Source organism: Streptomyces seoulensis, from assembly GCF_022846655.1.
Taxonomy (GTDB): Bacteria; Actinomycetota; Actinomycetes; order Streptomycetales; family Streptomycetaceae; genus Streptomyces.
The window spans coordinates 2888796-2909266 of record NZ_AP025667.1 but is presented as its reverse complement, the minus strand read 5'-3'; the positions used below and the strand labels follow the sequence as shown (position 1 = coordinate 2909266).

The following is a 20471-nucleotide window of genomic DNA, read 5'->3' as shown; positions in this document are numbered from 1 at the left end:
TGACCGCCGTAACCGCACGGCGGCCGCACCGGGCCGGTGCGTTTCAGTCGACGAGGCGCAGCGCGCGGCGGGGTGGGACCGCGCCCAGTTCCCCGGCGGCCACCGGCGCCCCTGTGTCCGCGTCGACGTAGCTGACGCGGATCACCGGGTCGCCGGGTGTGTCACGGCCGGCGGTGGCGTCCAGGGCGAACAGCACCGCCACCGGGCGGGCCTCCTCGCCCTCGCCGTGGACGCCGGAGTAGTGCAGGATGCGCCAGCCGTCCGTCTCCCAGTGGTCCAGCAGCGCGGAGCGCACCACGGGTGAAGTGGCTTGCCAGGCCAGGGAGTTCTCCAGCAGTTCGACGCTGGCGGCCACCGGGACCCGCTCCGCCCCGCGCCCGCCGGTCAGCGGGTGGCCGAACACCCGCAGCCGGGTGCGGCGCAGCGGCAGCAGCCACCACCGGTCCAGGTCCGCCGAGAGCGCGAACAGCACCAGGGTGCCCATGGCCAGCAGGACGGCCGAGGCGAGAGGCCGCTCCCCGAGCGCACCCCACCAGGTGCGCCGCGCGAGAGCGGCCGTGACCCCGCCGGCCAGGACGAGCGCGGCGCGGGCGAAGGCACGCCAGGTGACCGGCGTGTCCTCGCTCGCCGAGCAGCCGCAGGAGGATTCCGGGGCCCGCGCCCGGCCGTGGCCGAGATAGCCGAGGAATCCCGCCCCGAGGACCGCGGTGGCCGACCCCGGCAAGGCGCTGCCGGGTACCGCCAGCAGGGCCCCGGCCAGGAGCAGTTCGGCCCACCCGGTGACGCGGAGCACCAGGACGGCCCGCTCGCTGCTGCTCAGCATGCGGGCCAGCGCGGTCTTCGGCGCCGTACGGGCGACGTTCGCTCCGAAGGCCTTCGCCGCGCCGGTCCAGCCGAGCAGTCCGGCGAGGAGGAGGGGGACGAGCCCCGTGGTCAGTGACAGCATCTGCGCCTCTCCCGACGTCGCGTTCAGTGCCCGACGGAGATACGGACGACGTCCACGGAGTCGTCGGACGGCCGCCAGGCGCCGAGCACTTGAGCGCTCTGCCCGATCCGCAGCCGGGACAGGTCCGAGGTCAGCCCGCGTCCGGCGTACGAGGCGCCGGTGTCGGCGAGGATGTTGCCGACCACCTCGTGCTGTCCGTGGGCCAGGTGGACGCGGTTCCTGGCGATGCCCCGGATCCGGGTGTCGAGGTTGACGATGTTCACCCAGACCGCGTCGGCGGCCACCGTGCCGTCGGGCATCGGCACTCCGCGCGCGTAGAGGCCGTCGCCGACCTCGATGACCTCGGCGGTGGTGGGACGTACCTTCCACACGCTGGTGACGTTGGTCATCCGCACCCGTGAGTGACCGCCGGTGGAGCCGGCGACCTCCAGCACGCTGCCGGTGATGCCGACGATTCTGCCTTCCACGAAGGAGGACTTGGCGATGGCCGGGTCGAGGGAGGGCTCGGCGGCGAAGGCCGCGTCGGCGTCGAGTCCGCCCAGCGCGCTCGCGCCGACGATGGTGGCGCCGCCCAGGGCGGCGGTGGTGAGGAAGCGGCGGCGGCGCAGCCCCTCGGACGGCACACCCGCGTTGTTCCGTGCGCTCATGTCGGGCCTCCTCACTCGTAGATGTAGACGGGGAGCTTGCCGGAGCTGAGGTTGCCGATCGCCGAGAAGGCGGCCGGGGTCAGGTCGAGCACCCGGTTGGTGCGGCAGGCGCCGTTGCAGCAGGTCGCCTCGCCGCACCAGTCCTTGGTGCGGGGGCCGCAGTCGGTGATGGTGATGCACACCGTGGCGCCGGAGCACTGGTGGCGGACGTTCATCACCGAACCGCAGCCGCGCCGGGGGATGTTCTCGCCGCAGAGGTCGGGCCGGGTGATGTTGAAACACGCCGCCGACGCGTTCGGCCAGGCGCCGTGATGCGCGCTGGACTGGCAGTTGCCGCAGGCGCCGCCGCCGGCGCTGCCGCAGGGCCCCCATGAGTTGCCGCAGCAGAACCAACTGGTCTCACCGGCCCAGAGGCTGGTCGATCCGCAAGCCATCGTGCGTCCTCCTTATTTGCAGGTACATGACAAACCTGAGATGGAGTGGTGCGGATGGAGCGCTCCCATGATGCGCGCGTCTACGCGGGTTGCATAGAGCACGCGCACGGCGCCGGATCGTGACCTTCGGCCAGGCGGCAGCCCCTGCCCGACCCCCTGGACTGTGACTCGACGGACGGGGTACGGCACCATGGGAGGCATGGTGAAGCACGGTCAGACCTTCGAGGAAGCGATCCCCCCGGCGGTGGCGTACTCACGGGCCGACGGGGAGCTGTGGGTCATCGGGCTGCGAGGACACCTCGACCCCGACGAGCTCGCCGCGGTGGAGGACGCCACCGAGGACGCCCTGCTGCGCTGCTCCGGTCCGCTCGTGTTCGACCTGCGCGAAGTCGGCTTCTGCGACTCGTCCTTGCTCAACCATCTGCTGCGCACCGCCCGGCGCCGGAGCGTCGGCATCTTCGGCGGCGACGGCACCGTACGGCGCCTGCTCGACCTCACCGGTGCCGACCGTCTGCTGCACCCGCACCCCGATCTGGAGTCGGTCCGGGCCGCCCTGTCCGCCCGGCAGCGTCAGGCGCGGCCGTGAGCGGTACCGTCACGGTCGTCGGCGTGTACCGTCCGGGCGGGGGCACGCGCAGGGAAAGCACGCCCGCGCGAAAGGGACTCATGTTCACCGCACACTCCCAGGCCTCGTCGCCTGCCGACGCCCGACGGCTGGCGGTGGCCTATCTGGACGCGCACTGTCCCGGCGCGGACACGGAGGCGGTGCAGATCGTCGTGAGCGAGCTGGTCACCAACGCCGTCCGGCACACCCCCGAGGGCACCTGGTCGCTCTCCCTCAGGATCGAGGAGGGGCAGTTGATCCTGGAGATCGCCGACGACAGCCCCGCGCTGCCCTCCGCGCGCCGGGATCCGGCCCTCGACGGCAGGGGCGGTCTGGGGCTCGGGCTGGTGGAGAGGCTCAGCGACCACACCGCCGTCGTCCCGACCACGCGGGGCAAGACGATCACCGCCTGGTGGAAACTGCCCACCGGCCACCTGACGGACCGGCCGGCGCCGGAATCCTGAGACTCAGGACGAGGTGGAACCGGCCTCGTCGGTCAGCTCCCCGCCGGACGCCACGGATCCGGCGGTGCCGTCCGCGCGGGCGGTGAGGTAGTCGGCGGTGCCGGTGAGCGCGAGCATCCGGACCAACTGGAGCGGCTCGTGCCGCAGTCGCAGGGTGACGCCCGCCGGGTGGGTCCGGCGCCGCAGTGTGAGCAGGGCGGACAGCCCGCTGGAGTCGAGCAGGATCAGCCCCGCGCAGTTCAGGTGCAGCTCCCGCAGGACCGGGCCGTGCCGCTGGGTGTGCGCGTCGAGCGCCGCGCCGACGAAGCGGAGGAACTCGTCGCCGGACTCGTAGTCGAGGACTCCCCGCAGCGTCAGCCTTATGGCGTGCGGGTCGGCGGCCTCGGTGATGACGGAGAAGTCGACGGGCTGGTGGAGGGTCATGCGGTCTTTCCTGGGCCGGGGCTGGGTCGGGTGGGCGTGACGGGGAGGACTTCGGCCGCCGCCGCGAGGAAGCCGAGGGCGCGGGGGAAGTCACGCAGCTCCCCCGCCAGGATGTCCAGTCCCATGCGCAGGCTGTGCGCGGGCACGCTGCGGGCCTGGAGGATCTCCGCGCTCCAGGCGACGAAGTCGGTGAACAGCACGCTGTCGTCGACATAGAGGGCGGTGGCCAGGAAGTCCACGATGTGCGCGAGGTCCTCGGCGGTGCGCTCGCGCTGGGCCTCGGTGTACGCGCGCATGCCGGGCCAGCGCTCGTCCAGGGCCGCGAGGGACTGCCGGACCAGGGCGGGGCGGTTGCCCTTGATCAGGGTGTACTCCTGGTCCGCGAGGTGGGGCAGGTCGTCGACCTGCTGCCGCGGGACCGGCTCGGGCCGCACCAGGCCCTCGGCCAGCAGTCCGGCGGCGGCGCGGGCGTCGGGAGCCCAGGCGTCGGCCCCGATCTGACGCGCGTAGCGGCCGTCCGCGCCGAAGGCCGGGCCGCCGACCATGACGGGGATGCCGAGCGACTGCACGGCCGTCACCGCGGTGTGCGCGCTGGGCAGGTGCAGGGGCAGCGAGGCCGAGAGCAGCGTGGCCGCGGGGTTGGTCGCGTGCAGGTGCGCGATCAGGTGCGGGGTGGTGGTGTGGGCGCCGAGGAAGTCCACCTGCCAGCCGCGCCCGGTGAGGACCTCGGCGAGCAGCCGGGCGGGCAGCACATGCCATTCGCCGTCGACGCAGGCGACCGTGATCCGGGGCCGGGCAGACGCGCGGGCGGGTGCCGGGACCCGGTGGGCGAGGGCGGCGATGACCCGGTCGATGATCGCGGTGGCCGCGTGCTCCTCGGCGACGCTGATCCGGTCGGCGGCCCACTCGGTACCGACCCGGCGCTGCACTCCGCCGAGGACGTCCAGCAGGAGGGCCTCTCTGCTCGCTCCCGCGTCGGCCGCGGCGAACACCTCTCGCACGGCGGCCGACTCGTCCTTGCCGATCACGGCGGCCCACAGCCGCTCCGGCAGTTCCGCGCGCGTCTCCACCGCCGCGCCGGTCGCGGTCATCGGCAGCCCGCCCCGGTCCGGGCCGACGCGCCGTGGTGGCCGTTCACGGCGTGCAGGGCGCCGTGGCCGCCCGCCGGGTTGGTGATGGCGAGGCTGGCCATGTCGTCGTGGCGGCCGCCGCCCAGCCACTGCGCGGCCAGCATCTGCACCCGCTCCACCACCGCCTCCGCGGGCATCCGGGCGCACGGGCCGAGGGCCGCCCGCAGCCGCTCCTCGCCGAAGAACTGGTCGCCCAGCGGACCGCCGGAGGCTTCGGTGATCCCGTCCGTGTAGAGCAGGCAGGTCTCCCCCGGCGCCAGTGACACATGGGCGCTGCGGGCGGTGATGTCGGGCATCGCGCCGACCAACTGCCCCTGGGTGGCAGCCTCTTCCACCCGGCCGTCGCTTCTGATGATCAGTGGCGGCAGATGTCCCGCACTGGTCAGCCGCAGCCGGACCTGGCCGGAGCGGCGGGTGACGGAGGCCAGCACCAGCGTGGCGAACCGGGTGTGGTGGGAGTTCAGCAGTGCGCCGTTGAGCAGGGAAAGCACCTGCTGGTGGTCGCCGGACAGCGGCAGCAGCGCCTGCAGGACGCTGCGGATCTTGCCGGTCAGCACGGCGGCCTCGAGCCCCTTGCCCGCCACGTCACCGAGGACGACGAAGGTCTCCTCGGCGGCGTCCGCGCCGGGGTGCACGTCGTAGAAGTCGCCGCCCACCCGCTCGTGGTCGCGAGCCGCCCGGTAGGCGCCGGCGTACTCCACGCCGTGGACGCGCTCCAGGCGTGGGGGCAGCAGCTCGCGCATCAGGGTCGTGGTGATCGAGCGCTGTTCGGCGTAGAGGCGCGCGGCCGAGAGCGCCACACCGGCGCGGGCGGCGAACAGCCGGGCGAAGACCTCCTCGCCCTCCGTGAACGCCTGGTGCGTGCTGGAGCGCAGCAGGATCAGCACACCGGCGGGTACGCCGTGTCCGGGCAGCGGCGTGACTATCACCGAGCCGATCGGGCCGTCGAAGCCCTCGGGCACCGCCCAGTCGGGCAGCTCGGCCGGGTCGATCCAGCGCGCGGGCACCGGCGGGAAGCCCTGGAGGGCCTCCGCGAGCCCGACGACCGATCGCGGATCGATCTGGACCATGGTCTGGGTGACCTCGCCGTCGGCCCCCGCGTACGTCAGCGGGTGACGGCGGCCCTGGGCGGGGGCGACGATGATCGCCGCGTCCGCGAGGTGACCCGCTGCCATCCGCGCCGTGACCGTCATGCACCGCTCGACGTTCAGTGAGGACAGCAAGGCGCTGGACACCTCCGCGAGCAGGGCCGCGCGTTCACGTTCGCCGCGCAGCGCCCGCTCGGCCAGCCGGCGGTCGGTGTCGTCCAGCAGCCACCACACCACGGAGCCGTCGTCGCAGGGCGAGGGATGCGCCTCGAAGCTGCGGCCGGCCACGTCCCCCGACACCGCTTCCGCCGGGGCGCCGGCCCTCCGCAGGCGTCGGTGCGCGTCGGCCAGCCAGGCCGGCATGGCCGACGACGTGATGTCGTCTCCGGCGGAGAGCGGTATGAGGCGGCGTGCCGCCTCATTGGTCTCGACGAGAGCCCCGTCGGCCCCGATGACGAGCACGGGACAGGGGGCACCGTCCCAGGCGGTGTCGAGGACGACACCACCGGCGTGCGGACTGTCGGGTGTACCAGGAGAAGAAATCACGTTCGGGGAACGCAGGGCGCGCGCCCCACCACCTCTCTGCCGATCGAGAACGTTTACCGACGACAACGGTCTCGCATCCACCGGCCACGTGCAACGCCCGACAGAATTCCACACATATTCACCACACGCAGCGCAAATCGTCCCCTTGACGGGCCGACCGCGGTGCGTGCGGAGGTTTTTCGGGCCGGGCCTCCTCGGTCCGGCGTTCCTTCAGGCGGGCAGGAGGGAGTCGTCCTGGGGGCGTGCGCCGGGCAGCCGGTGCCGGGCGGCGATCAGTGCCGCGTCGATGTCACGGGTACCGGTGGCCACGCACAGGGTGTAGGCGATGTCGTCCATCCGCCGCCGGACCTCGGCGCCGCCCTCCTGCGCGTCGAGGATGCGCAGAGCGTCGTACTGCTCGATCAGGTTCTGAAGGACGGCGGGGTGGGCCATCAGCATCTGGGGTCTCCCTCTGACCAGCGATCACATGGGTCGTACACCGGCCCGGTTACCCTGGGCCCGCCCCGTCATGCCTGTGGGTCTTCACCCGATCACCCCCGACTCCCGGAGATCTCCCCGTGCCCGTTCCTCTCGGCGAGGACCTGCTGGCGCTGCTGCGCCGCGCCAGCACCTGCTACATCGCCACGACGATGCCCGACGGCTCGCCCCAGCTCACCCAGACCTGGGTCGACACCGACGGCGAGCACGTCCTGATCAACAGCGTGGAGTCCCATCAGAAGACCCGGAACATCGCGCGCGACCCGCGGGTGGCCGTCGCGGTCTCCGACCCCGCCGACCCCTCGTCCTACGTCCAGATCCGCGGCCGGGTGGTGAAGGTGACCACCGAGGGTGCGGTCGATCACATCGAGGAGCTCGCGCACAAGTACCTGGGCGGTCCGTACCCGTGGTTCGGCGGCCGGGACCAGGTCCGCGTGATCTATGTCATCGAGCCGGAGCGCATCAGCGGCCCGCGCGGCTGAGGCGCGTACGCCCCGGTCCCGGACCCGCTCGGTGTCAGGCGGCCTCGGAGCCGCCCTGGCCGGTCCGGTCCGCCGGGGCTTCCGGCTGCCTGCCGCCGTGGATCAGGCGCAGATGACGGGCCCGCGCGTGGCGGGGCGGGCCGGGCGCCCGCGTCAGCCAGTCCTCGGTACGGTCCATCCCGTACAGCAGCATGGTCACGACCGGCAGCAGCAGAATTGCGACGATGGCCACGGTGGGGGCTCCTCCCCGGCAGACAGCTCTGTACGGATGCCCGCCGCCCACGCGGCCAGCGGGCGGCCGCTGTGAAGGTGCGGTGCCTTTCCGGTGACCCGGGGCGACGGACGGCGGGACCCGCGCGGCGGCGTTCCGCGCACGCCGTCGGGCGCGCGTCCTCGGGCCGGGTAGCGCTGTTGGGCCTGCCTCCTCCCCCGTAACGGGCCGTTCACCCGAGGCGGGACCTCAGGGAAACAAGCGCTTCGTAACCTGGCCCGCCGGCCCCCGTCCCGGCAGCTACGCAGGACGGGGGTCTCGACCCGGCACCCGCACCGAGGGAGGCGTGACATGAGCGCAACAGAGTCACGGCTGACGGCAGAAGGCCCCGCGACACCCGCCACGAGCCAGGCGACCAAGGAGACGCTGGAGGACTACACCCTTCGCTACGCGCCCCGCAGCTACCGCCGCTGGACCCCGATGGTCGTGGCCACCACGGCGCTCGGCGGCATCGCGTACATGGCCGACTTCTCGATCGGCGCCGGCATCGGCCTGGCCCACGGCACCGGCAACGCGCTGGTGGCGATCGCCGTGGCCGCCGTCGTCATCTTCGTCACCGGCTTCCCGCTCGCCTACTACGGCGCCCGCTACAACATCGACCTGGACCTCATCACGCGCGGCTCCGGATTCGGCTACTACGGCTCGGTCCTCACCAGCGTCATCTTCGCCAGCTTCACCTTCATCTTCTTCGCCCTCGAAGGCTCGATCATGGCCCAGGGCCTGCGGCTCGGCCTCGGACTCCCCCTGTGGCTGGGCTACTTGGTGTCCACCCTGATGGTGATCCCGCTGGTGATCTACGGCATGAAGGCGCTCAGCAAGCTCCAGGTGTGGACGACGCCGGTGTGGCTGGTGCTGATGGTCGGGCCGCTGGTGTACCTCGTCGCCACCGACCCGGGCACGGTCGACCGCTTCCTCTCCTACGCGGGCACCGAAGGCGACGGCGGGGTGAACACCGCGTCCGTGCTGCTCGGCGCCGGCGTCTGCCTCTCCCTCATCGCGCAGATCGGCGAGCAGATCGACTATCTGCGCTTCATGCCGCCCAAGACCGAGGCGAACAAGCGCCGTTGGTGGACCGCCGTGGTCATGGCCGGGCCCGGCTGGGTGGTGCTCGGCGCGCTGAAGCAGGCGATCGGTGTCTTCCTCGCCGTCTACATCCTGGCCTCGGTGGGCCCGTCCGTCGCGCCCGAGCCCATCCAGCAGTTCAAGGGCGCCTTCGACGCGATGATGCCGTCCTGGATGGTGGTGCCGCTGGCCGTGGTGCTGGTCGTGATCAGCCAGATCAAGATCAACGTGACGAACGCCTACTCCGGCTCGCTAGCCTGGACCAACTCCTTCACCCGCGTCACCGGGCGCTATCCCGGCCGCATGGTGTTCGTCCTGGTCAACCTGGGCTTCGCGCTCGCCCTGATGGAGGCCGACATGTTCAGCTTCCTCAACGGCATCCTGGGCTTCTACTCCAACTGCGCGATCGCCTGGGTCGTCACCGTCGCGACCGACATCGGCGTCAACAAGTACCTCCTCAAATTGTCCCCGCTCGTACCGGAGTTCCGCCGGGGCATGCTCCACCCGGTCAACCCCGTGGGCGTGGTCTCCTTCGTCGCCGCCTCCGGGCTGTCCATCGCCATGTACTTCCACGCCTTCGGCGACACCCTCCAGCCGTACTCCCCCGTCGCCGCCGCGGTCATCGCCTTCGTCCTCACCCCGCTGATGGCCGTGGCCACCAAGGGCGCGTACTACCTGCGGCGCGCGGACGACGGCATCCCCGAGCCCCTTCTGGACGCCGCCGGAAACCCGAGCGCGACGCCGTACGACTGCCATGTCTGCCACCAGGCTTACGAGCGGCCGGATGTGACGGCCTGCACCACGCACGACGCGGTGGTCTGCTCCCTGTGCCTGAGCACGGACCGGGTGGGCGACCATGTGCTGCCCGCCGGGTCAGCCGGAGCCGAGCTGATCGCGTAGCACCGCCTCCATCCGGACGGGCGCCCGGCCGATCAGGGTCGTGAGGGCCGGGTCCTGCGCGGAGAACTCGCCGGTGCGGGCCGCGGTGAAGACGCCCATCAGGCCCTCCACCCGGCCGGCCGGGACACCGGCCCCCGCGAGGTGCCCGCGGAACACGTCGTCCGGGACGGTGGTGCGGGTGAAGGGGCGGCCGGTGACGCCGGCGGCGAGGGGAGCCAGGTCCGCGAAGGTCAGGGCCTCCGGGGCGGTGAGCGGCGGGGTGGGGCCGTCATAGCGGCCCTCGTGGGCCAGGATCGCGGCCGCGGCCTCGGCGAGGTCGGCGTGGGCGGTCCAGTTGACGGGGCCGTCCTCGGGGAGCGCGATCCGGCCCGAGTCGAGGGCGGGACCGAGGAACTGCAGGGCGCTGGAGGCGTAGAAGCCGTTGCGCAGCGAGGTGTACGGCACGCCGCAGGCCCGAAGGATGTCCTCGGTGGCGGCGTGGTCGCGGCACGCCTGGAAGCGGGAGGCGGGGCTCGCGCCCATGTGGCTGGTGTAGAGGACGCGCCGGGCCCCCGCCTTCACCGCCGCCTCGATCGCGGTCCGGTGCAGGCGCACCGCTTCCTCGCCGAACTCGTCGACGGAGACGACGAGTACCTGGGTCGCACCCTCGAAGGCGTGCGCCAGGCCGTCGGGGTCGGTGAAGCCGCCCGCCCGGACGCGGACGCCCCGGGCCGCGAGGCCCTCGGCCTTACCCGGGTCACGGACGCTGACGCCGACACGCTCGGCGGGTACGCGGTCCAGCAACCGCTCGACGGTCAGGCGGCCGAGCTGTCCGGTGGCTCCGGTCACGATGATCACGGGGTCTCCCCATCATTGGTTCCAGTGGAATCATTGCAACGGTAACACTGATATTTTCGGGGTTATCGCTCAGCCGGTATCGTTGGAACATGCAGAGTGGCGCCCCTGAGGAACCGGTGACCGGCGAGGCCGTGGGCCGGGAGAAGACCCGGCAGCGGGTGATCGAGGCAGCGATCGGCCTGCTGGAGCGGGAGGGCCGGGAGGCGGTGACGACCCGCGCCGTCGCGGCTGCCGCGGGCTTGCAGCCACCGGCGATCTACCGCCTCTTCGGCGACAAGGACGGCCTGCTGGACGCGGTCGCCGAGTACGGCTTCGACGCGTTCCTCGCCACCAAGCACGTGGCGCCCGAGCCGGCGGACCCGCTCGACGGGCTGCGCGCCGGCTGGGACCTGGCGGTGGAGTTCGCCCTGGACAACCCCGCGCTCTACACGCTGATGTACAGCGAACCCGGCCGGGCCGCGTCGACCGCCTTCCGGACCGGGATGCGGATGCTGAGGGAGCGGGTGCACCGCTTGGCCCTCGGCGGCTGGCTGCGTGTAGACGAGGACCTCGCGGTGATGATCATCCACGCCACGGCGCGGGGCGCCGCCCTCACCTGGCTGTCCCTCCCCGAGGAAGCACGGGACCCCGCCCTGCTGAGCACCCTGCGGGAGGCCATGACCAACGCCGTGACCGAACCGGAGCCGGCGGTACGGGACGCAGGCCCGGCGGGAGCGGCCCGCGCCCTGCGCGCCGCCCTCCCCGGGCAGACCACGCTCAGCGCGGCGGAACAGCGGCTCCTGCGGGAGTGGCTCGACCGTCTGGCGTGACGGCGGAGCGGCAGCCGTGGGCCGGTGGGCCGGTCAGCGCAGGATCATCGACGGAATTCGGCGGTGCCTACGGTTTGTGGGTCACCCAGAGCATCTCCGCCGGCCACCGGTGTGCCCAGTCGGGCGGGTCGGTCCGGTTGTAGCCGTTGGCCGTTCCGGGATCGGGCCGCGGCTCGATGAGGTCGTCGATGACGAGACCTGCGCCGCGCAGGACCCTGACCCAGTCGCCGTAGGTGTGCTGATAGCTGACCGCGCCCTGGCCTTCGGCGATGGCGTTTAGCCCGAAGTAGTCCTGGTGCAGCGTCGTGGTCGCGCGGGCGGCGGCTTCGTCGTAGCAGGCTTCGAACCATGGGCTGGCGACGTTGAACACCAAGCGGCCACCGGGGCGCAGGACACGTGCGGCCTGGGGGACGGCCAGGTGCGGGGGCGCCCAACTGAGCCCGCCGTAGTCGCAGAACACCAGGTCGAAGCTGTCGGCGGCGAACGGGAGTTGTTCGGCGGCGCCCTGCACCAGCGGGTAGCGGGCCGCTCCCATCGCGCGAGCCGCCGCGGCGAGCTGGGCTTCGGACAGGTCGACCCCGACCACGGTGGCGCCCTCGGCGGCGAGCGCCCTGGACCACTGGCCGGCGCCGCAGCCGAGTTCGAGGACGCGCTTGCCGGTGACGTCGCCCAGGGCGTGCAGGTGCGCGTCGGGGATGGCGTATGTGCCCCACAGCCGGGGCGCCGCGCCGATCTGCGGGTCGTGCTCGTGCTGGTAGGCGCCGCTGATCCGGTTCCAGAAGCGCCGGTTGGCAGGAATGCTGTCCACGCGCCGACCCAAGCACCACCCGCCGGGGCGGTCAACACGATTGTGCCGCGACCGGGAAGGTTCACCGGTTCACGGGGGGGGGCTGTCCGGCTGCCGATCCGGCGGGCCGAAGCTCACATCGCCTAGGGCTTGTTGACGCGGATCAGCGCCTGCTGCCCGCCCGCGACGAGCTTCCGCTCCCCATCGCCGCGCACGGCGAAGACCTCCACCCCCGGCCGAACAGGCGCTCCACCGGCGGAATCTTCCGATGCCGATCATCGTGACACCGGAAGCCCGGCGGTGCGGTGCCTCAGAAGACCCAGCGCGTGTGGGTGTAGGCCCCGTCGTCCCGGCCGAAGCCGTACGCCGTGTCCGGGGCCACCGCGAACACCACCGCGGCGCCGGTCCGGAACGCGTCCCCGATCCCGTGGAAGGTGCCCTCGGGCGAGGTGATGTGCGCCCCGTACTTCGCCTCGTACGCCGCGATCACCTCCTCCACCTTCGCCGGATCCACGACCCGCTCCGCCCTGCCCTCCACCACGAGGTCGAGCCCCTCGGTGAGCGAGTTCCGTCCGGTGGTCACCGCGCAGTGGGCGTCATGGGCGAGGTTCCTCGCCTTCTGCTCTTCCGGCCCGGTGGAGAAGTACAGCACCCCGTCACGCCAGGCGGCGATCACAGGCGTCACGTGCAGCCTCCCGTCGGGACGCACCGTGGACACCCAGAAGATCTCAGCCTCCTCCAACTGCCGCTGGGCTTCGGGCCAGGGGGTGGGGGTGGCGTCCGTGGCATCGGGGCGGGGGTTGAGCGCGGAGCTGTACCGGGGGTCGAGTTCGGTCGCGGGGTGGTCGTTCGTCGGCATGACAGGGGTCTCCTTCCCTCTCCCCCGGTAACGACCTTCGCCCTGATCGGTCGCGTTCCGCCCGGCCGGAGTCTGCCCCCTCGAACTCGAGGGCTCACCCCTCCCCCGGAGCCTCCTCCTCGTCCAGCCGTCCCAGGTGCGCGGTGACGTCGTCCACCAGTCGTCCCAAGAGGCGGCCGAGGTCGGTGCGGTCCCGGTCGGACCAGTCAGCGATGGCCTCGGAGAACCAGCCGACGAGGGAGGTCGCGTAGCGGTTCGCCGCCTGGGCGCCCTCGGCGGTCGGCTCGATGAGGCTGGCGCGGCGGTCGTACGGGTCGGCCACCCGCCGCACCAGGCCGCGCCGCTCCAGGCCCTGCACCTGGCGGGTCACATGCGGACCCACGACCTGCATGCGCTCCGCGATCTCACCGATGCGCAGCGGGCGGTCCGCCATGTGCAGTGTCATCAGCACCGCCAGTGCCGGGCGCTCCAGCGCCAGCCCGGCCGCCTCGGCCGCGCGCTCGGTCAGCCGGCCGCGATTGACGGCGTTGCTCAGTTGCGCCAGCCGGGGCACCACGGCCAGCACGTCCGCCGACGGTGACTCTGCGTTCACATCAACTCCATTTGCATACCTGAGTTAGGTATCTATATCCTCCAGCAGGAAGGACCCCGGGAGTCTCCCATGCCTCCCAAAAGGATACCTAAGGTACGCATCTTTGCCTGTCCGGAAGGAACCCGCGATGAACCACTCCGCGCACCGCACCGTCCTCGTCTCCGGCGCCAGCATCGCCGGCCCCGCCCTCGCCTACTGGCTCGACCGCTACGGCTTCGAGGTCACCGTGGTCGAGAAGGCCCCCGCCGTCCGGGGCGGCGGCTACGCCATCGACATCCGTGGCACGGCCCGTGAGGTCGTCGAGCGCATGGGCCTGCTGCAGCGGCTGCGCGAGGCCCATGTCGACTCCCGCCTGATCTCCTTCGTGGACACCGAGGGCGCCCTGATCGCCGCCATCCGCCCCGAGTCCATCACCGGCGGCACCGAGGGCCACGACCTCGAAGTGCGCCGGGGCGACCTGGCCGACGCCCTGCAGACGGCCGTCCACGACCGCGTCGAGTTCCTGTTCAACGACTCCATCGCCACCCTGGACGACCGCGCGGACCGGGTGGACGTCGTCTTCGCCAGCGGCACCCGCCGCTCCTTCGACCTCGTCATAGGCGCCGACGGACTGCACTCCAACACCCGCCGCCTGGTCTTCGGACCCGAGGAGAAGTTCCACAGGTACCTCGGCCACACCTTCGCCGGCTTCACCCTCGACAACGACTTCGGCCTGGAGCGCGAGGGCGTCATCTGGAACGCACCGGGCCGGGCCGCCGTGCTGTACGCCCACGAGCCGAGCGACCGTATGCACGGCTTCCTCACCTTCACCCAGGAGGTGCCGCCCTACGACGCCTTCCGGAACCCCGAGGCGCAGCGGGAGCTGGTCGCCTCCCGGTTCCCCGAGCGGAGCTGGCACGTCCCCCGGCTGGTGACCGCGATGCGCGAGGCGCGGGACCTGTTCTTCGACGTGGTCAGCCAGATCCACATGCCCGCCTGGTCGTCAGGCCGTGTGGCACTCGCGGGCGACGCGGCCCACGCCACCTCGTTCCTGTCCGGCCAGGGCTCCAGCGTCTCCCTGGTCGGCGCCTACGTGCTGGCCGGCGAGCTGGCCGCGCGGGCGGACCACACCGAGGCGTTCGCCGCGTACGAGCGCCTCACCCGCGACTTCGTGGAGACCAATCAGGCCCTCGCCACCAGCGGCGGCACCTTCGTGACCCCCACCACCCAGGAGATGCTGGACGCCCGCGACGCGGCTCTGCGCGACGCCTCCGCGCTCACCGGGGACGAGGGCCGCGCCGCCAACACCGGTATGACACTGCCGGATTACCGCCACCTGGGATAGGACTCAGCGGGAGACCAGGCTCGACCCCCGTACGACCAGCTCCGGTTGGAGCACGACCCGTCGGTGCGCATGGCTGTCGGCGTTCTCGGACTCCGTCTCCTCCAGCAGGAGTTCGGTGGCCAGCGCGCCCATGGTGACGGCGGGCTGGCGTACCGAGGTGAGCGGGACAGCAGAGGCGGCGGCGAACTCGATGTCGTCGTAGCCGACGATCGCCATGTCCTCCGGCACCTTGACGCCCGCCGCGTACAGGGCCTGGAGGACGCCGAGGGCCAGCAGGTCGTTGGCGCAGAACACCGCCGTAGGGCGCTCGGCGAGGCCGAGCAGACGGGCGCCCGCGTCGCGGCCGGCGGCCACGTCCAGGCGCTCGGTGGGCAGTTCGCGGAGCACCTCGGGGGGCAGCCCGGCCTGGGCGAGGGCGAGGTGGGCGCCTTCCCTGCGGTCCCTGACCTGCTTGAGCTGGGCCGGCCCGCTGACGTAGGCGATCGAGCGGTGGCCGGTGTCCACGAGGTGGCGCACGGCGAGGGTTCCGCCCGCCACGTCGTCCACGGAGACCGAGCACTCGGTGGTGCCCTCGGCGACCCGGTCGACCAGGACGAACGGGATGCGGTGGCGGCGGAATGCCTCGATGTTGCGGCCCGTGGCGTCGGCCGGGGTCAACAGGACCCCGCGCACGCGGTGTTCGGCGAAGAGGGAGAGGTAGTCGGCCTCCTCGGCGGGGCTCTGGCCGCTGTTGCAGACCATGACGCCGATCCCCGCCTCCCGCGCCGCCCGTTCGGCGCCGCGCGCCACGTCCACGAAGAAGGGATTGCCCATGTCGAGGACGAGCAGCGAGATGATGCGGCTGCGCCCAGCCCGGAGTTGGCGGGCGCTCTCGCTGCGTACGTAGCCGAGCAGGTCGATCACCGCCTGGACCCGCAGCCGGGTCTCCTCGGTGACCGTCTCGGGGCGGTTGATGACGTTGGAGACGGTGCCTACGGAGACCCCCGCGTGCCGGGCCACGTCCTTGATGCCGACTCTGCCTGCCATGCGCGCCTGTACTCCGTTCCGCCGTCCCCCGCCCCGCGCCCAGCCTATGCCGGGTCAGAACCTGTACCGGTCGATGTTGCCCTTGTCGAAGACGGTGGGTGCGCCGAGGTCGATGACGCCCTTCTCACCGATGGTGAAACTGCCGAGGCCGCCGGCCTTGAACGTCTCGCCGCGCTGCCCGGTGATCTGCCCGGAGGAGAGGGCGACGGCGGCGTGCGCGGCGAGGGCGCCGAGCTTGGCGGGGTCCCAGAGCTCGAAGGCGTCGATGGTGCCGTTCTTCACGTACCGGCGCAGGTCGTTGGGGGTGCCGAGGCCGGTCAGCCGGACCTTGCCCTTGTACTTGGAGCCGGAGAGGTACTGGGCGGCGGCCTTGATGCCGACGGTGGTCGGGGAGATGATCCCGGCCAGCCTCGGGTGCTCCTGGAGGAGGCCCTGGGTCTGCTGGAAGGACTGCTGGGCGTCGTCGTTGCCGTAGGCCGTCCCGACCAGCTTCATGTTCTTGTACCGGGGTTTCTTCAGCTCGTCCTTCATGAAGCCGATCCAGGTGTTCTGGTTGGTGGCGGTCTGCGCGGCGGAGAGGATCGCTATCTCGCCCTTGTAGCCGAGCTGCTTGCCGAGGAGCTGGACCTGGGAGCGGCCGAGGGCCTCGGCGCTCGCCTGGGAGACGAAGACGTCCCGGCAGCCGGGGTTGGTGTCGGAGTCGTAGGTGACGACCTTGATGCCATTGCTCATCGCCTGCTTGAGCGCGGTGCACAGGGCGCCGGGGTCCTGGGCGGACACGGCGATGCCGTCGACCTGCTGCTGGGTGAGGGTGTTGACGTAGGAGACCTGGCCGGAGGTGTCGGTGGCGCTGCTCGGGCCGACCTCCTTGTAGGAGGAGCCGAGTTCCCCGAGGGCCTGCCGGCCGCCCTTGTCGGCGACGGTGAAGTAGGGGTTGTTGACCTGCTTGGGCAGGAAGGCGACGGTGAGGCCCTTCTTGGTGGGGGCGTTCGGGTCGGCCTTGCCGTGGGTCCGCTTCGCGCCGCCGTCGTCGTCCGCCACGGACTTCTTGGTGGTGCCGCCGCAGGCGGTCAGGGCGAGGGCGAGCGAGAGGGTGGCGGCGAGCGCGGCGCACGCCTGGCGGATTCCGGGAGTGGACATCGGGGTGGGTCCCTTCAGAAGGCGTGCGGCAGGGCGGAGTTGGCGCGGACGGCCCGTGCGGCGGCGATCCGGCGGGCGATGCGCGGGGCGAGCACGGAGACGACGAGCAGGACGCCGGTGACGACGATCTGCGACTGGGCGGAGACGTTCAGCAGGCTCATCACGTTCTGCAGGGCGCCGAGCAGGAAGACCCCGGCGACGGCTCCGCCGAGCGTGCCCCGGCCGCCGTCGAAGCTGATCCCGCCGAGCAGCACGGCGGCGACGACGGAGAGTTCGAGCCCGGTGGCGTTGTCGTAGCGGGCGCTGGCGTAGTGCAGGGCCCAGAAGATCCCGGTGGCGGACGCCAGCAGACCGGTGGCGGTGAACAGCCACAGCTTGTGCCGCCTGACCCGGATTCCCGCGAACCGGGCCGCCTCCTCGTTGGCGCCGATGGCGAAGAGGGACCGTCCGAAGGGGGTCGCGTGCAGGAGGAGGACGGCGACGGCCAGCAGGACCAGGAAGGGCGGCAGGGCGTACGGGACGAAGGTGGCGCCGATGCGGCCCGCGGCGAAGTCGAGGTACCGGGCCGGGAAGTCGGTGACCGCGTCGGAGCCGAGGACGATCTGCGCGATGCCGCGATAGGCGGCCATGGTGCCGATGGTGACGGCCAGGGACGGCAGCCCGAGCCGGGTCACCAGGAGGCCGTTGACCAGCCCGCAGACCACGCCGAGCAGCAGGCACAGCGGGATGATCGTCTCGATGGCCGCACCGGCGTTCCACAGGGCGCCCATCACCGCGCCGGACAGCCCGGCCGTGGAGGCCACCGAGAGGTCGATCTCGCCGGAGACCACCAGCAGCGTCATCGGCAGGGCGATGAGCGCGACCGGCAGGGTGTTGCCGATCAGGAACGACAGGTTGAGGGCGTTGCCGAAGCCGTCCACGAAGGAGAAGGACAGCAGGAGCAGGACGAGCAGGAGGGCGCCGACGACGGTGTCCCAGCGGACGGCGCGCGCGAGGGGCGAGTCAGTCATGGCGGATGTCCCTCCGGTTCGGCGCGGACCTCTTCTTGAGGGCGCGGGCCACGCGCAGCGCCACGATCCGGTCGACGGCGATGGCGAGGACGAGCAGGACGCCGTTGATGGCCAGGACCCACACGGAGCTGACGCCGAGGGCGGGCAGCACGCTGCCCACGGTGGTGAGCAGCAGGGCTCCGAGCGCCGCGCCGTACACGCTGCCCGAGCCGCCGGTGAAGGCGACGCCGCCGACGACCACGGCGCTGACGACGGTGAGTTCGTAGCCGCTGCCGGTGGAGCTGTCGACGTTGCCGAAGCGGGCCAGGTAGAGCGCGCCGGCGAGTCCGGTGAGGGCCCCGCAGGCGACGTAGGCGGCCAGGACGCGCCGTCGTACGGGGATGCCGGCGAGCCGTGCCGCCTCCGGGTGGGAGCCGAGCGCGTACAGCTCACGGCCGCCGCCGAAGTTGCGCAGGTAGTAGGCGGTGGCGACGAGCACGGCGAGGGCGATCAGGGCGAGGTACGGCACGGCGGACAGGCCGCCGGAGCCGAAGTCGGTGAAGCCGTCGGGCAGGTCGGAGGCGGTGATCTGGCGTGAGCCGACCCAGATGGAGTCGACGCCCCGGACGATGTACAGGGTGCCGAGGGTGACGACGAGGGCCGGGACCCGGCCGAGGCTGACGAGGGCGCCGTTCAGCAGCCCGCAGCCCACACCGAGGGCGACGGCGAGCAGCACCGCGACCGGGGCGCTGCCGCCCCCTTGCAGCACGTCCCCGGCGGTGAAGGCGGTCAGGCCCAGCACGGAGCCGACGGACAGGTCGACGTTGCGGGTGATGACCACCAGTGCCTGGCCGGAGGCGACGAGCACCAGGATCGTCGCGTTGAGCAGGAGGTCCTTGACGCCCTGCTCGGAGAGGAACTCCCGGTTGTCCGCCTGGGTGACCGCGATCATCACCAGGAGGACGAGGAGGATGGCGAGTTCGCGGAGCTTGAACACGCGGTCCAGCAGCCGGGTCTCGTCCGCCGTGCCCGGCTCCACGGCGGGGGCCGGGGTGTGTCCGGTGACGGTCATCGCGCCCTCCCGGTGGCCGCGGCGAGCACGGATTCCTCGGTGGCGTCCGCGCGGGGCAGCTCGGCGGTGAGCCGCCCCTCGTGCATGACGAGGACGCGGTCGGCCATGCCGAGGATCTCCGGCAGGTCGGAGGAGATCATCAGTACGGCGACGCCGTCGGCGGCGAGCCCGGACAGCAGCCGGTGCACCTCGGCCTTGGTGCCGATGTCGATGCCCCGGGTCGGTTCGTCCACGATCAGCACCCTGGGTCCGGTGGCGAGCCACTTGGCGAGGACGACCTTCTGCTGGTTGCCGCCGGACAGGGTGCCCACGGCGTCGGCGATCCGGGCGTACTTGACCTTCAGCCGCACCGCCCAGTCCAGGGCCCGGCTCCGCTCGGCACGCCGGTCCATCAGCCCGGCCCGTACGGTCGTGCGCAGCCCGGTCAGGCCGATGTTGCGCTCGATGGACATGTCCATCACCAGACCCTGGGCGCGCCGGTCCTCGGGTACCAGGACGAGCCCGGCGGCCATGGCGGCGCTCGGGGAGCCGTTGGTGAGCGGCCGGCCGCAGACCTCGGCCGTCCCGGCGTCCCACTTGTCGACGCCGAAGACGGCTCGCGCGACCTCGCTGCGCCCGGCCCCGACCAGACCGGCGAGGCCCACGATCTCGCCGCTGCGGACCTCGAAGGACACGTCGGTGAAGACGCCTTCGCGGGTCAACCGCTGCACGTCGAGCGCCACTTCACCCGGCTCGGCGGGTTCCTTCGGGTACAGCTCGCCGAGGTCCCGGCCCACCATGCGGCGCACGAGGGCGTCCTCGGTGAGGTCCCCGGCCGGCTCCCCGGCGACGACCTCGCCGTCCCTGAGGGTGGTGACGTACTGGCAGAGGTCGAAGATCTCCTCCAGCCGGTGCGAGACGAACAGGATGGCGCAGCCCTGGTCGCGCAGGGCGCGTACGACGCCGAAGAGGCGGGCCGTCTCGCTGCCGGTGAGGGCGGCGGTCGGCTCGTCCATGATGAGGACGCGGGCGTCGAAGGAGAGCGCCTTGGCCGTCTCGACGAGCTGCTGGTCGGCGATGGACAGGCCGCGCGCGGGGCGCTCGGGGTCGAGGTCCACGGCGAGGCGGGTGAAGAGGTCACCGGCGGCCGCGTTCATGGCGCGGTGGTCGACGCGCCGCAGGGAGCGGCGGGGCTGGCGGCCCATGAAGATGTTCTCGGCCACGGACAGGTCGGGAAAGAGCGTCGGTTCCTGGTGGATGACGGCCACCCCGGCGTCGCGGGCGTCGGCCGGGCCGTGCAGGACGACCGGCTCGCCGTGGAGCTTCAGGACGCCGGTGTCGGGGCGGTGGACCCCGGCGAGCGTCTTGATCAGGGTGGACTTTCCGGCGCCGTTCTCGCCCGCGAGGGCGTGGATCTGACCGCCGTACAGCTCGAGGGAGACGTTCCGCAGTGCGCGCACGGCGCCGAAGGACTTGCTCAGGCCCTGCGCGGCCAGGACGGGGGGCTCTGGCATGGGTCACACCGATCGGTCGTGAAAGGTTTCAGGCAATGTGCAGGGAAGCTAAACCCCGGTCAACTACCC

The 20471-nt window shown here is 72.1% G+C and carries 23 protein-coding genes; 6 read left to right on the top strand and 17 right to left on the bottom strand.

Going from position 1 to position 20471, the window contains the following annotated elements; translation table 11 throughout:
- Window positions 1-43 precede the first annotated feature (43 nt).
- The 3 genes from HEK131_RS13425 to HEK131_RS13415 are packed head-to-tail and all read right to left on the bottom strand — an operon-like array spanning window position 44 to window position 2027.
- Window positions 44-946 carry a MauE/DoxX family redox-associated membrane protein gene (locus tag HEK131_RS13425; RefSeq protein ID WP_244335224.1) on the bottom strand — a complete coding sequence of 301 codons (903 nt, stop codon included), beginning with the start codon at window positions 944-946 and terminating at the stop codon, window positions 44-46.
- Window positions 947-969: 23 nt separating this feature from the next.
- The gene (locus tag HEK131_RS13420; RefSeq protein ID WP_244335221.1) at window positions 970-1593 is read right to left on the bottom strand and encodes a cell wall protein; all 624 of its coding nucleotides are present in this window, start codon (window positions 1591-1593) and stop codon (window positions 970-972) included.
- An 11-nt stretch (window positions 1594-1604) separates the two neighbouring features.
- The gene (locus tag HEK131_RS13415; RefSeq protein ID WP_217464128.1) at window positions 1605-2027 is read right to left on the bottom strand and encodes a septal ring lytic transglycosylase RlpA family protein; all 423 of its coding nucleotides are present in this window, start codon (window positions 2025-2027) and stop codon (window positions 1605-1607) included.
- A 199-nt stretch (window positions 2028-2226) separates the two neighbouring features.
- On the opposite strand from HEK131_RS13415, the gene HEK131_RS13410 reads away from it, so the two are divergent.
- Complete coding sequence (locus HEK131_RS13410) at window positions 2227-2613, top strand: STAS domain-containing protein (protein WP_217464127.1); 387 nt, start codon at window positions 2227-2229, stop codon at window positions 2611-2613.
- Window positions 2614-2693: 80 nt separating this feature from the next.
- A complete protein-coding gene (locus HEK131_RS13405) occupies window positions 2694-3095 on the top strand; it encodes an ATP-binding protein (RefSeq protein WP_244335219.1) in 402 nt (133 codons plus the stop codon).
- A 3-nt stretch (window positions 3096-3098) separates the two neighbouring features.
- On the opposite strand, the gene HEK131_RS13400 is transcribed toward HEK131_RS13405, so the two are convergent.
- From HEK131_RS13400 to HEK131_RS13385, 4 genes are all read right to left on the bottom strand, one after another.
- On the bottom strand, window positions 3099-3518 hold the full coding sequence (locus tag HEK131_RS13400) for an STAS domain-containing protein (protein ID WP_244335217.1): 420 nt from the start codon (window positions 3516-3518) through the stop codon (window positions 3099-3101).
- On the bottom strand, window positions 3515-4609 hold the full coding sequence (locus HEK131_RS13395) for a cobalamin B12-binding domain-containing protein (protein WP_244335215.1): 1095 nt from the start codon (window positions 4607-4609) through the stop codon (window positions 3515-3517). The genes HEK131_RS13400 and HEK131_RS13395 overlap by 4 nt, the downstream gene beginning before the upstream one ends.
- Window positions 4606-6279: a SpoIIE family protein phosphatase gene (locus HEK131_RS13390; RefSeq protein ID WP_432215699.1), complete on the bottom strand. Its 1674-nt coding sequence runs from the start codon at window positions 6277-6279 to the stop codon at window positions 4606-4608. Before HEK131_RS13390 ends, HEK131_RS13395 begins: the two co-directional genes overlap by 4 nt.
- A gap of 213 nt (window positions 6280-6492) precedes the next feature.
- Window positions 6493-6720 carry a DUF5133 domain-containing protein gene (locus HEK131_RS13385; RefSeq protein ID WP_217464122.1) on the bottom strand — a complete coding sequence of 76 codons (228 nt, stop codon included), beginning with the start codon at window positions 6718-6720 and terminating at the stop codon, window positions 6493-6495.
- A 119-nt stretch (window positions 6721-6839) separates the two neighbouring features.
- On the opposite strand from HEK131_RS13385, the gene HEK131_RS13380 reads away from it, so the two are divergent.
- Window positions 6840-7241: a PPOX class F420-dependent oxidoreductase gene (locus tag HEK131_RS13380; protein WP_217464121.1), complete on the top strand. Its 402-nt coding sequence runs from the start codon at window positions 6840-6842 to the stop codon at window positions 7239-7241.
- A gap of 34 nt (window positions 7242-7275) precedes the next feature.
- Here the strand turns inward: HEK131_RS13380 and HEK131_RS13375 are convergent, their stop codons facing one another.
- Window positions 7276-7473: a hypothetical protein gene (locus tag HEK131_RS13375; RefSeq protein WP_244335214.1), complete on the bottom strand. Its 198-nt coding sequence runs from the start codon at window positions 7471-7473 to the stop codon at window positions 7276-7278.
- A 330-nt stretch (window positions 7474-7803) separates the two neighbouring features.
- Between HEK131_RS13375 and HEK131_RS13370 the strand changes: the two genes are divergently transcribed.
- Entirely contained in the window at window positions 7804-9474 is a 1671-nt protein-coding gene (locus HEK131_RS13370) for a purine-cytosine permease family protein (protein ID WP_244335212.1), read from the top strand.
- On the opposite strand, the gene HEK131_RS13365 is transcribed toward HEK131_RS13370, so the two are convergent.
- Complete coding sequence (locus tag HEK131_RS13365; protein WP_244335210.1) at window positions 9448-10311, bottom strand: NAD(P)H-binding protein; 864 nt, start codon at window positions 10309-10311, stop codon at window positions 9448-9450. The two genes, HEK131_RS13370 and HEK131_RS13365, sit on opposite strands and share 27 nt — an antisense overlap.
- Window positions 10312-10400: 89 nt before the next feature.
- Between HEK131_RS13365 and HEK131_RS13360 the strand changes: the two genes are divergently transcribed.
- The gene (locus HEK131_RS13360; protein ID WP_244335208.1) at window positions 10401-11120 is read left to right on the top strand and encodes a TetR/AcrR family transcriptional regulator; all 720 of its coding nucleotides are present in this window, start codon (window positions 10401-10403) and stop codon (window positions 11118-11120) included.
- Between the two features lie 67 nt (window positions 11121-11187).
- Here HEK131_RS13360 and HEK131_RS13355 read toward each other — a convergent pair whose 3' ends face one another.
- The 3 genes from HEK131_RS13355 to HEK131_RS13345 form a co-directional block, all read right to left on the bottom strand.
- Entirely contained in the window at window positions 11188-11928 is a 741-nt protein-coding gene (locus HEK131_RS13355; protein WP_244335207.1) for a class I SAM-dependent methyltransferase, read from the bottom strand.
- A gap of 289 nt (window positions 11929-12217) precedes the next feature.
- The gene (locus HEK131_RS13350; RefSeq protein WP_217464115.1) at window positions 12218-12766 is read right to left on the bottom strand and encodes a pyridoxamine 5'-phosphate oxidase family protein; all 549 of its coding nucleotides are present in this window, start codon (window positions 12764-12766) and stop codon (window positions 12218-12220) included.
- A 94-nt stretch (window positions 12767-12860) separates the two neighbouring features.
- Window positions 12861-13358 carry a MarR family winged helix-turn-helix transcriptional regulator gene (locus HEK131_RS13345; protein WP_244335205.1) on the bottom strand — a complete coding sequence of 166 codons (498 nt, stop codon included), beginning with the start codon at window positions 13356-13358 and terminating at the stop codon, window positions 12861-12863.
- A gap of 127 nt (window positions 13359-13485) precedes the next feature.
- On the opposite strand from HEK131_RS13345, the gene HEK131_RS13340 reads away from it, so the two are divergent.
- On the top strand, window positions 13486-14682 hold the full coding sequence (locus HEK131_RS13340) for an FAD-dependent monooxygenase (protein ID WP_244335204.1): 1197 nt from the start codon (window positions 13486-13488) through the stop codon (window positions 14680-14682).
- 3 nt (window positions 14683-14685) lie between these two features.
- Here HEK131_RS13340 and HEK131_RS13335 read toward each other — a convergent pair whose 3' ends face one another.
- The 5 genes from HEK131_RS13335 to HEK131_RS13315 are packed head-to-tail and all read right to left on the bottom strand — an operon-like array spanning window position 14686 to window position 20402.
- Window positions 14686-15708 carry a LacI family DNA-binding transcriptional regulator gene (locus tag HEK131_RS13335; RefSeq protein ID WP_244335203.1) on the bottom strand — a complete coding sequence of 341 codons (1023 nt, stop codon included), beginning with the start codon at window positions 15706-15708 and terminating at the stop codon, window positions 14686-14688.
- Window positions 15709-15762: 54 nt separating this feature from the next.
- Entirely contained in the window at window positions 15763-16848 is a 1086-nt protein-coding gene (gene rhaS, locus HEK131_RS13330; RefSeq protein WP_244335201.1) for a rhamnose ABC transporter substrate-binding protein, read from the bottom strand.
- Window positions 16849-16862: 14 nt separating this feature from the next.
- Window positions 16863-17858 carry an ABC transporter permease gene (locus HEK131_RS13325; RefSeq protein WP_244335199.1) on the bottom strand — a complete coding sequence of 332 codons (996 nt, stop codon included), beginning with the start codon at window positions 17856-17858 and terminating at the stop codon, window positions 16863-16865.
- On the bottom strand, window positions 17851-18909 hold the full coding sequence (locus HEK131_RS13320; protein ID WP_244335197.1) for an ABC transporter permease: 1059 nt from the start codon (window positions 18907-18909) through the stop codon (window positions 17851-17853). The genes HEK131_RS13325 and HEK131_RS13320 overlap by 8 nt, the downstream gene beginning before the upstream one ends.
- Window positions 18906-20402, bottom strand: a complete 1497-nt coding sequence (locus tag HEK131_RS13315) for a sugar ABC transporter ATP-binding protein (protein WP_244335195.1) — start codon at window positions 20400-20402, stop codon at window positions 18906-18908. Before HEK131_RS13315 ends, HEK131_RS13320 begins: the two co-directional genes overlap by 4 nt.
- Window positions 20403-20471 lie beyond the last annotated feature (69 nt).

Excerpts from the sequence above, each read along its gene's own strand:
- HEK131_RS13425 (WP_244335224.1), bottom strand. The coding sequence starts at position 946 with ATGCTGTCACTGACCACGGGGCTCGTCCCCCTCCTCCTCGCCGGACTG.
- HEK131_RS13420 (WP_244335221.1), bottom strand. The coding sequence starts at position 1,593 with ATGAGCGCACGGAACAACGCGGGTGTGCCGTCCGAGGGGCTGCGCCGC.
- HEK131_RS13415 (WP_217464128.1), bottom strand. The coding sequence starts at position 2,027 with ATGGCTTGCGGATCGACCAGCCTCTGGGCCGGTGAGACCAGTTGGTTC.
- HEK131_RS13410 (WP_217464127.1), top strand. The coding sequence starts at position 2,227 with ATGGTGAAGCACGGTCAGACCTTCGAGGAAGCGATCCCCCCGGCGGTG.
- HEK131_RS13405 (WP_244335219.1), top strand. The coding sequence starts at position 2,694 with ATGTTCACCGCACACTCCCAGGCCTCGTCGCCTGCCGACGCCCGACGG.
- HEK131_RS13400 (WP_244335217.1), bottom strand. The coding sequence starts at position 3,518 with ATGACCCTCCACCAGCCCGTCGACTTCTCCGTCATCACCGAGGCCGCC.
- HEK131_RS13395 (WP_244335215.1), bottom strand. The coding sequence starts at position 4,609 with ATGACCGCGACCGGCGCGGCGGTGGAGACGCGCGCGGAACTGCCGGAG.
- HEK131_RS13385 (WP_217464122.1), bottom strand. The coding sequence starts at position 6,720 with ATGCTGATGGCCCACCCCGCCGTCCTTCAGAACCTGATCGAGCAGTAC.
- HEK131_RS13370 (WP_244335212.1), top strand. The coding sequence starts at position 7,804 with ATGAGCGCAACAGAGTCACGGCTGACGGCAGAAGGCCCCGCGACACCC.
- HEK131_RS13360 (WP_244335208.1), top strand. The coding sequence starts at position 10,401 with ATGCAGAGTGGCGCCCCTGAGGAACCGGTGACCGGCGAGGCCGTGGGC.
- HEK131_RS13350 (WP_217464115.1), bottom strand. The coding sequence starts at position 12,766 with ATGCCGACGAACGACCACCCCGCGACCGAACTCGACCCCCGGTACAGC.
- HEK131_RS13340 (WP_244335204.1), top strand. The coding sequence starts at position 13,486 with ATGAACCACTCCGCGCACCGCACCGTCCTCGTCTCCGGCGCCAGCATC.
- HEK131_RS13335 (WP_244335203.1), bottom strand. The coding sequence starts at position 15,708 with ATGGCAGGCAGAGTCGGCATCAAGGACGTGGCCCGGCACGCGGGGGTC.
- rhaS (WP_244335201.1), bottom strand. The coding sequence starts at position 16,848 with ATGTCCACTCCCGGAATCCGCCAGGCGTGCGCCGCGCTCGCCGCCACC.
- HEK131_RS13325 (WP_244335199.1), bottom strand. The coding sequence starts at position 17,858 with ATGACTGACTCGCCCCTCGCGCGCGCCGTCCGCTGGGACACCGTCGTC.
- HEK131_RS13320 (WP_244335197.1), bottom strand. The coding sequence starts at position 18,909 with ATGACCGTCACCGGACACACCCCGGCCCCCGCCGTGGAGCCGGGCACG.
- HEK131_RS13315 (WP_244335195.1), bottom strand. The coding sequence starts at position 20,402 with ATGCCAGAGCCCCCCGTCCTGGCCGCGCAGGGCCTGAGCAAGTCCTTC.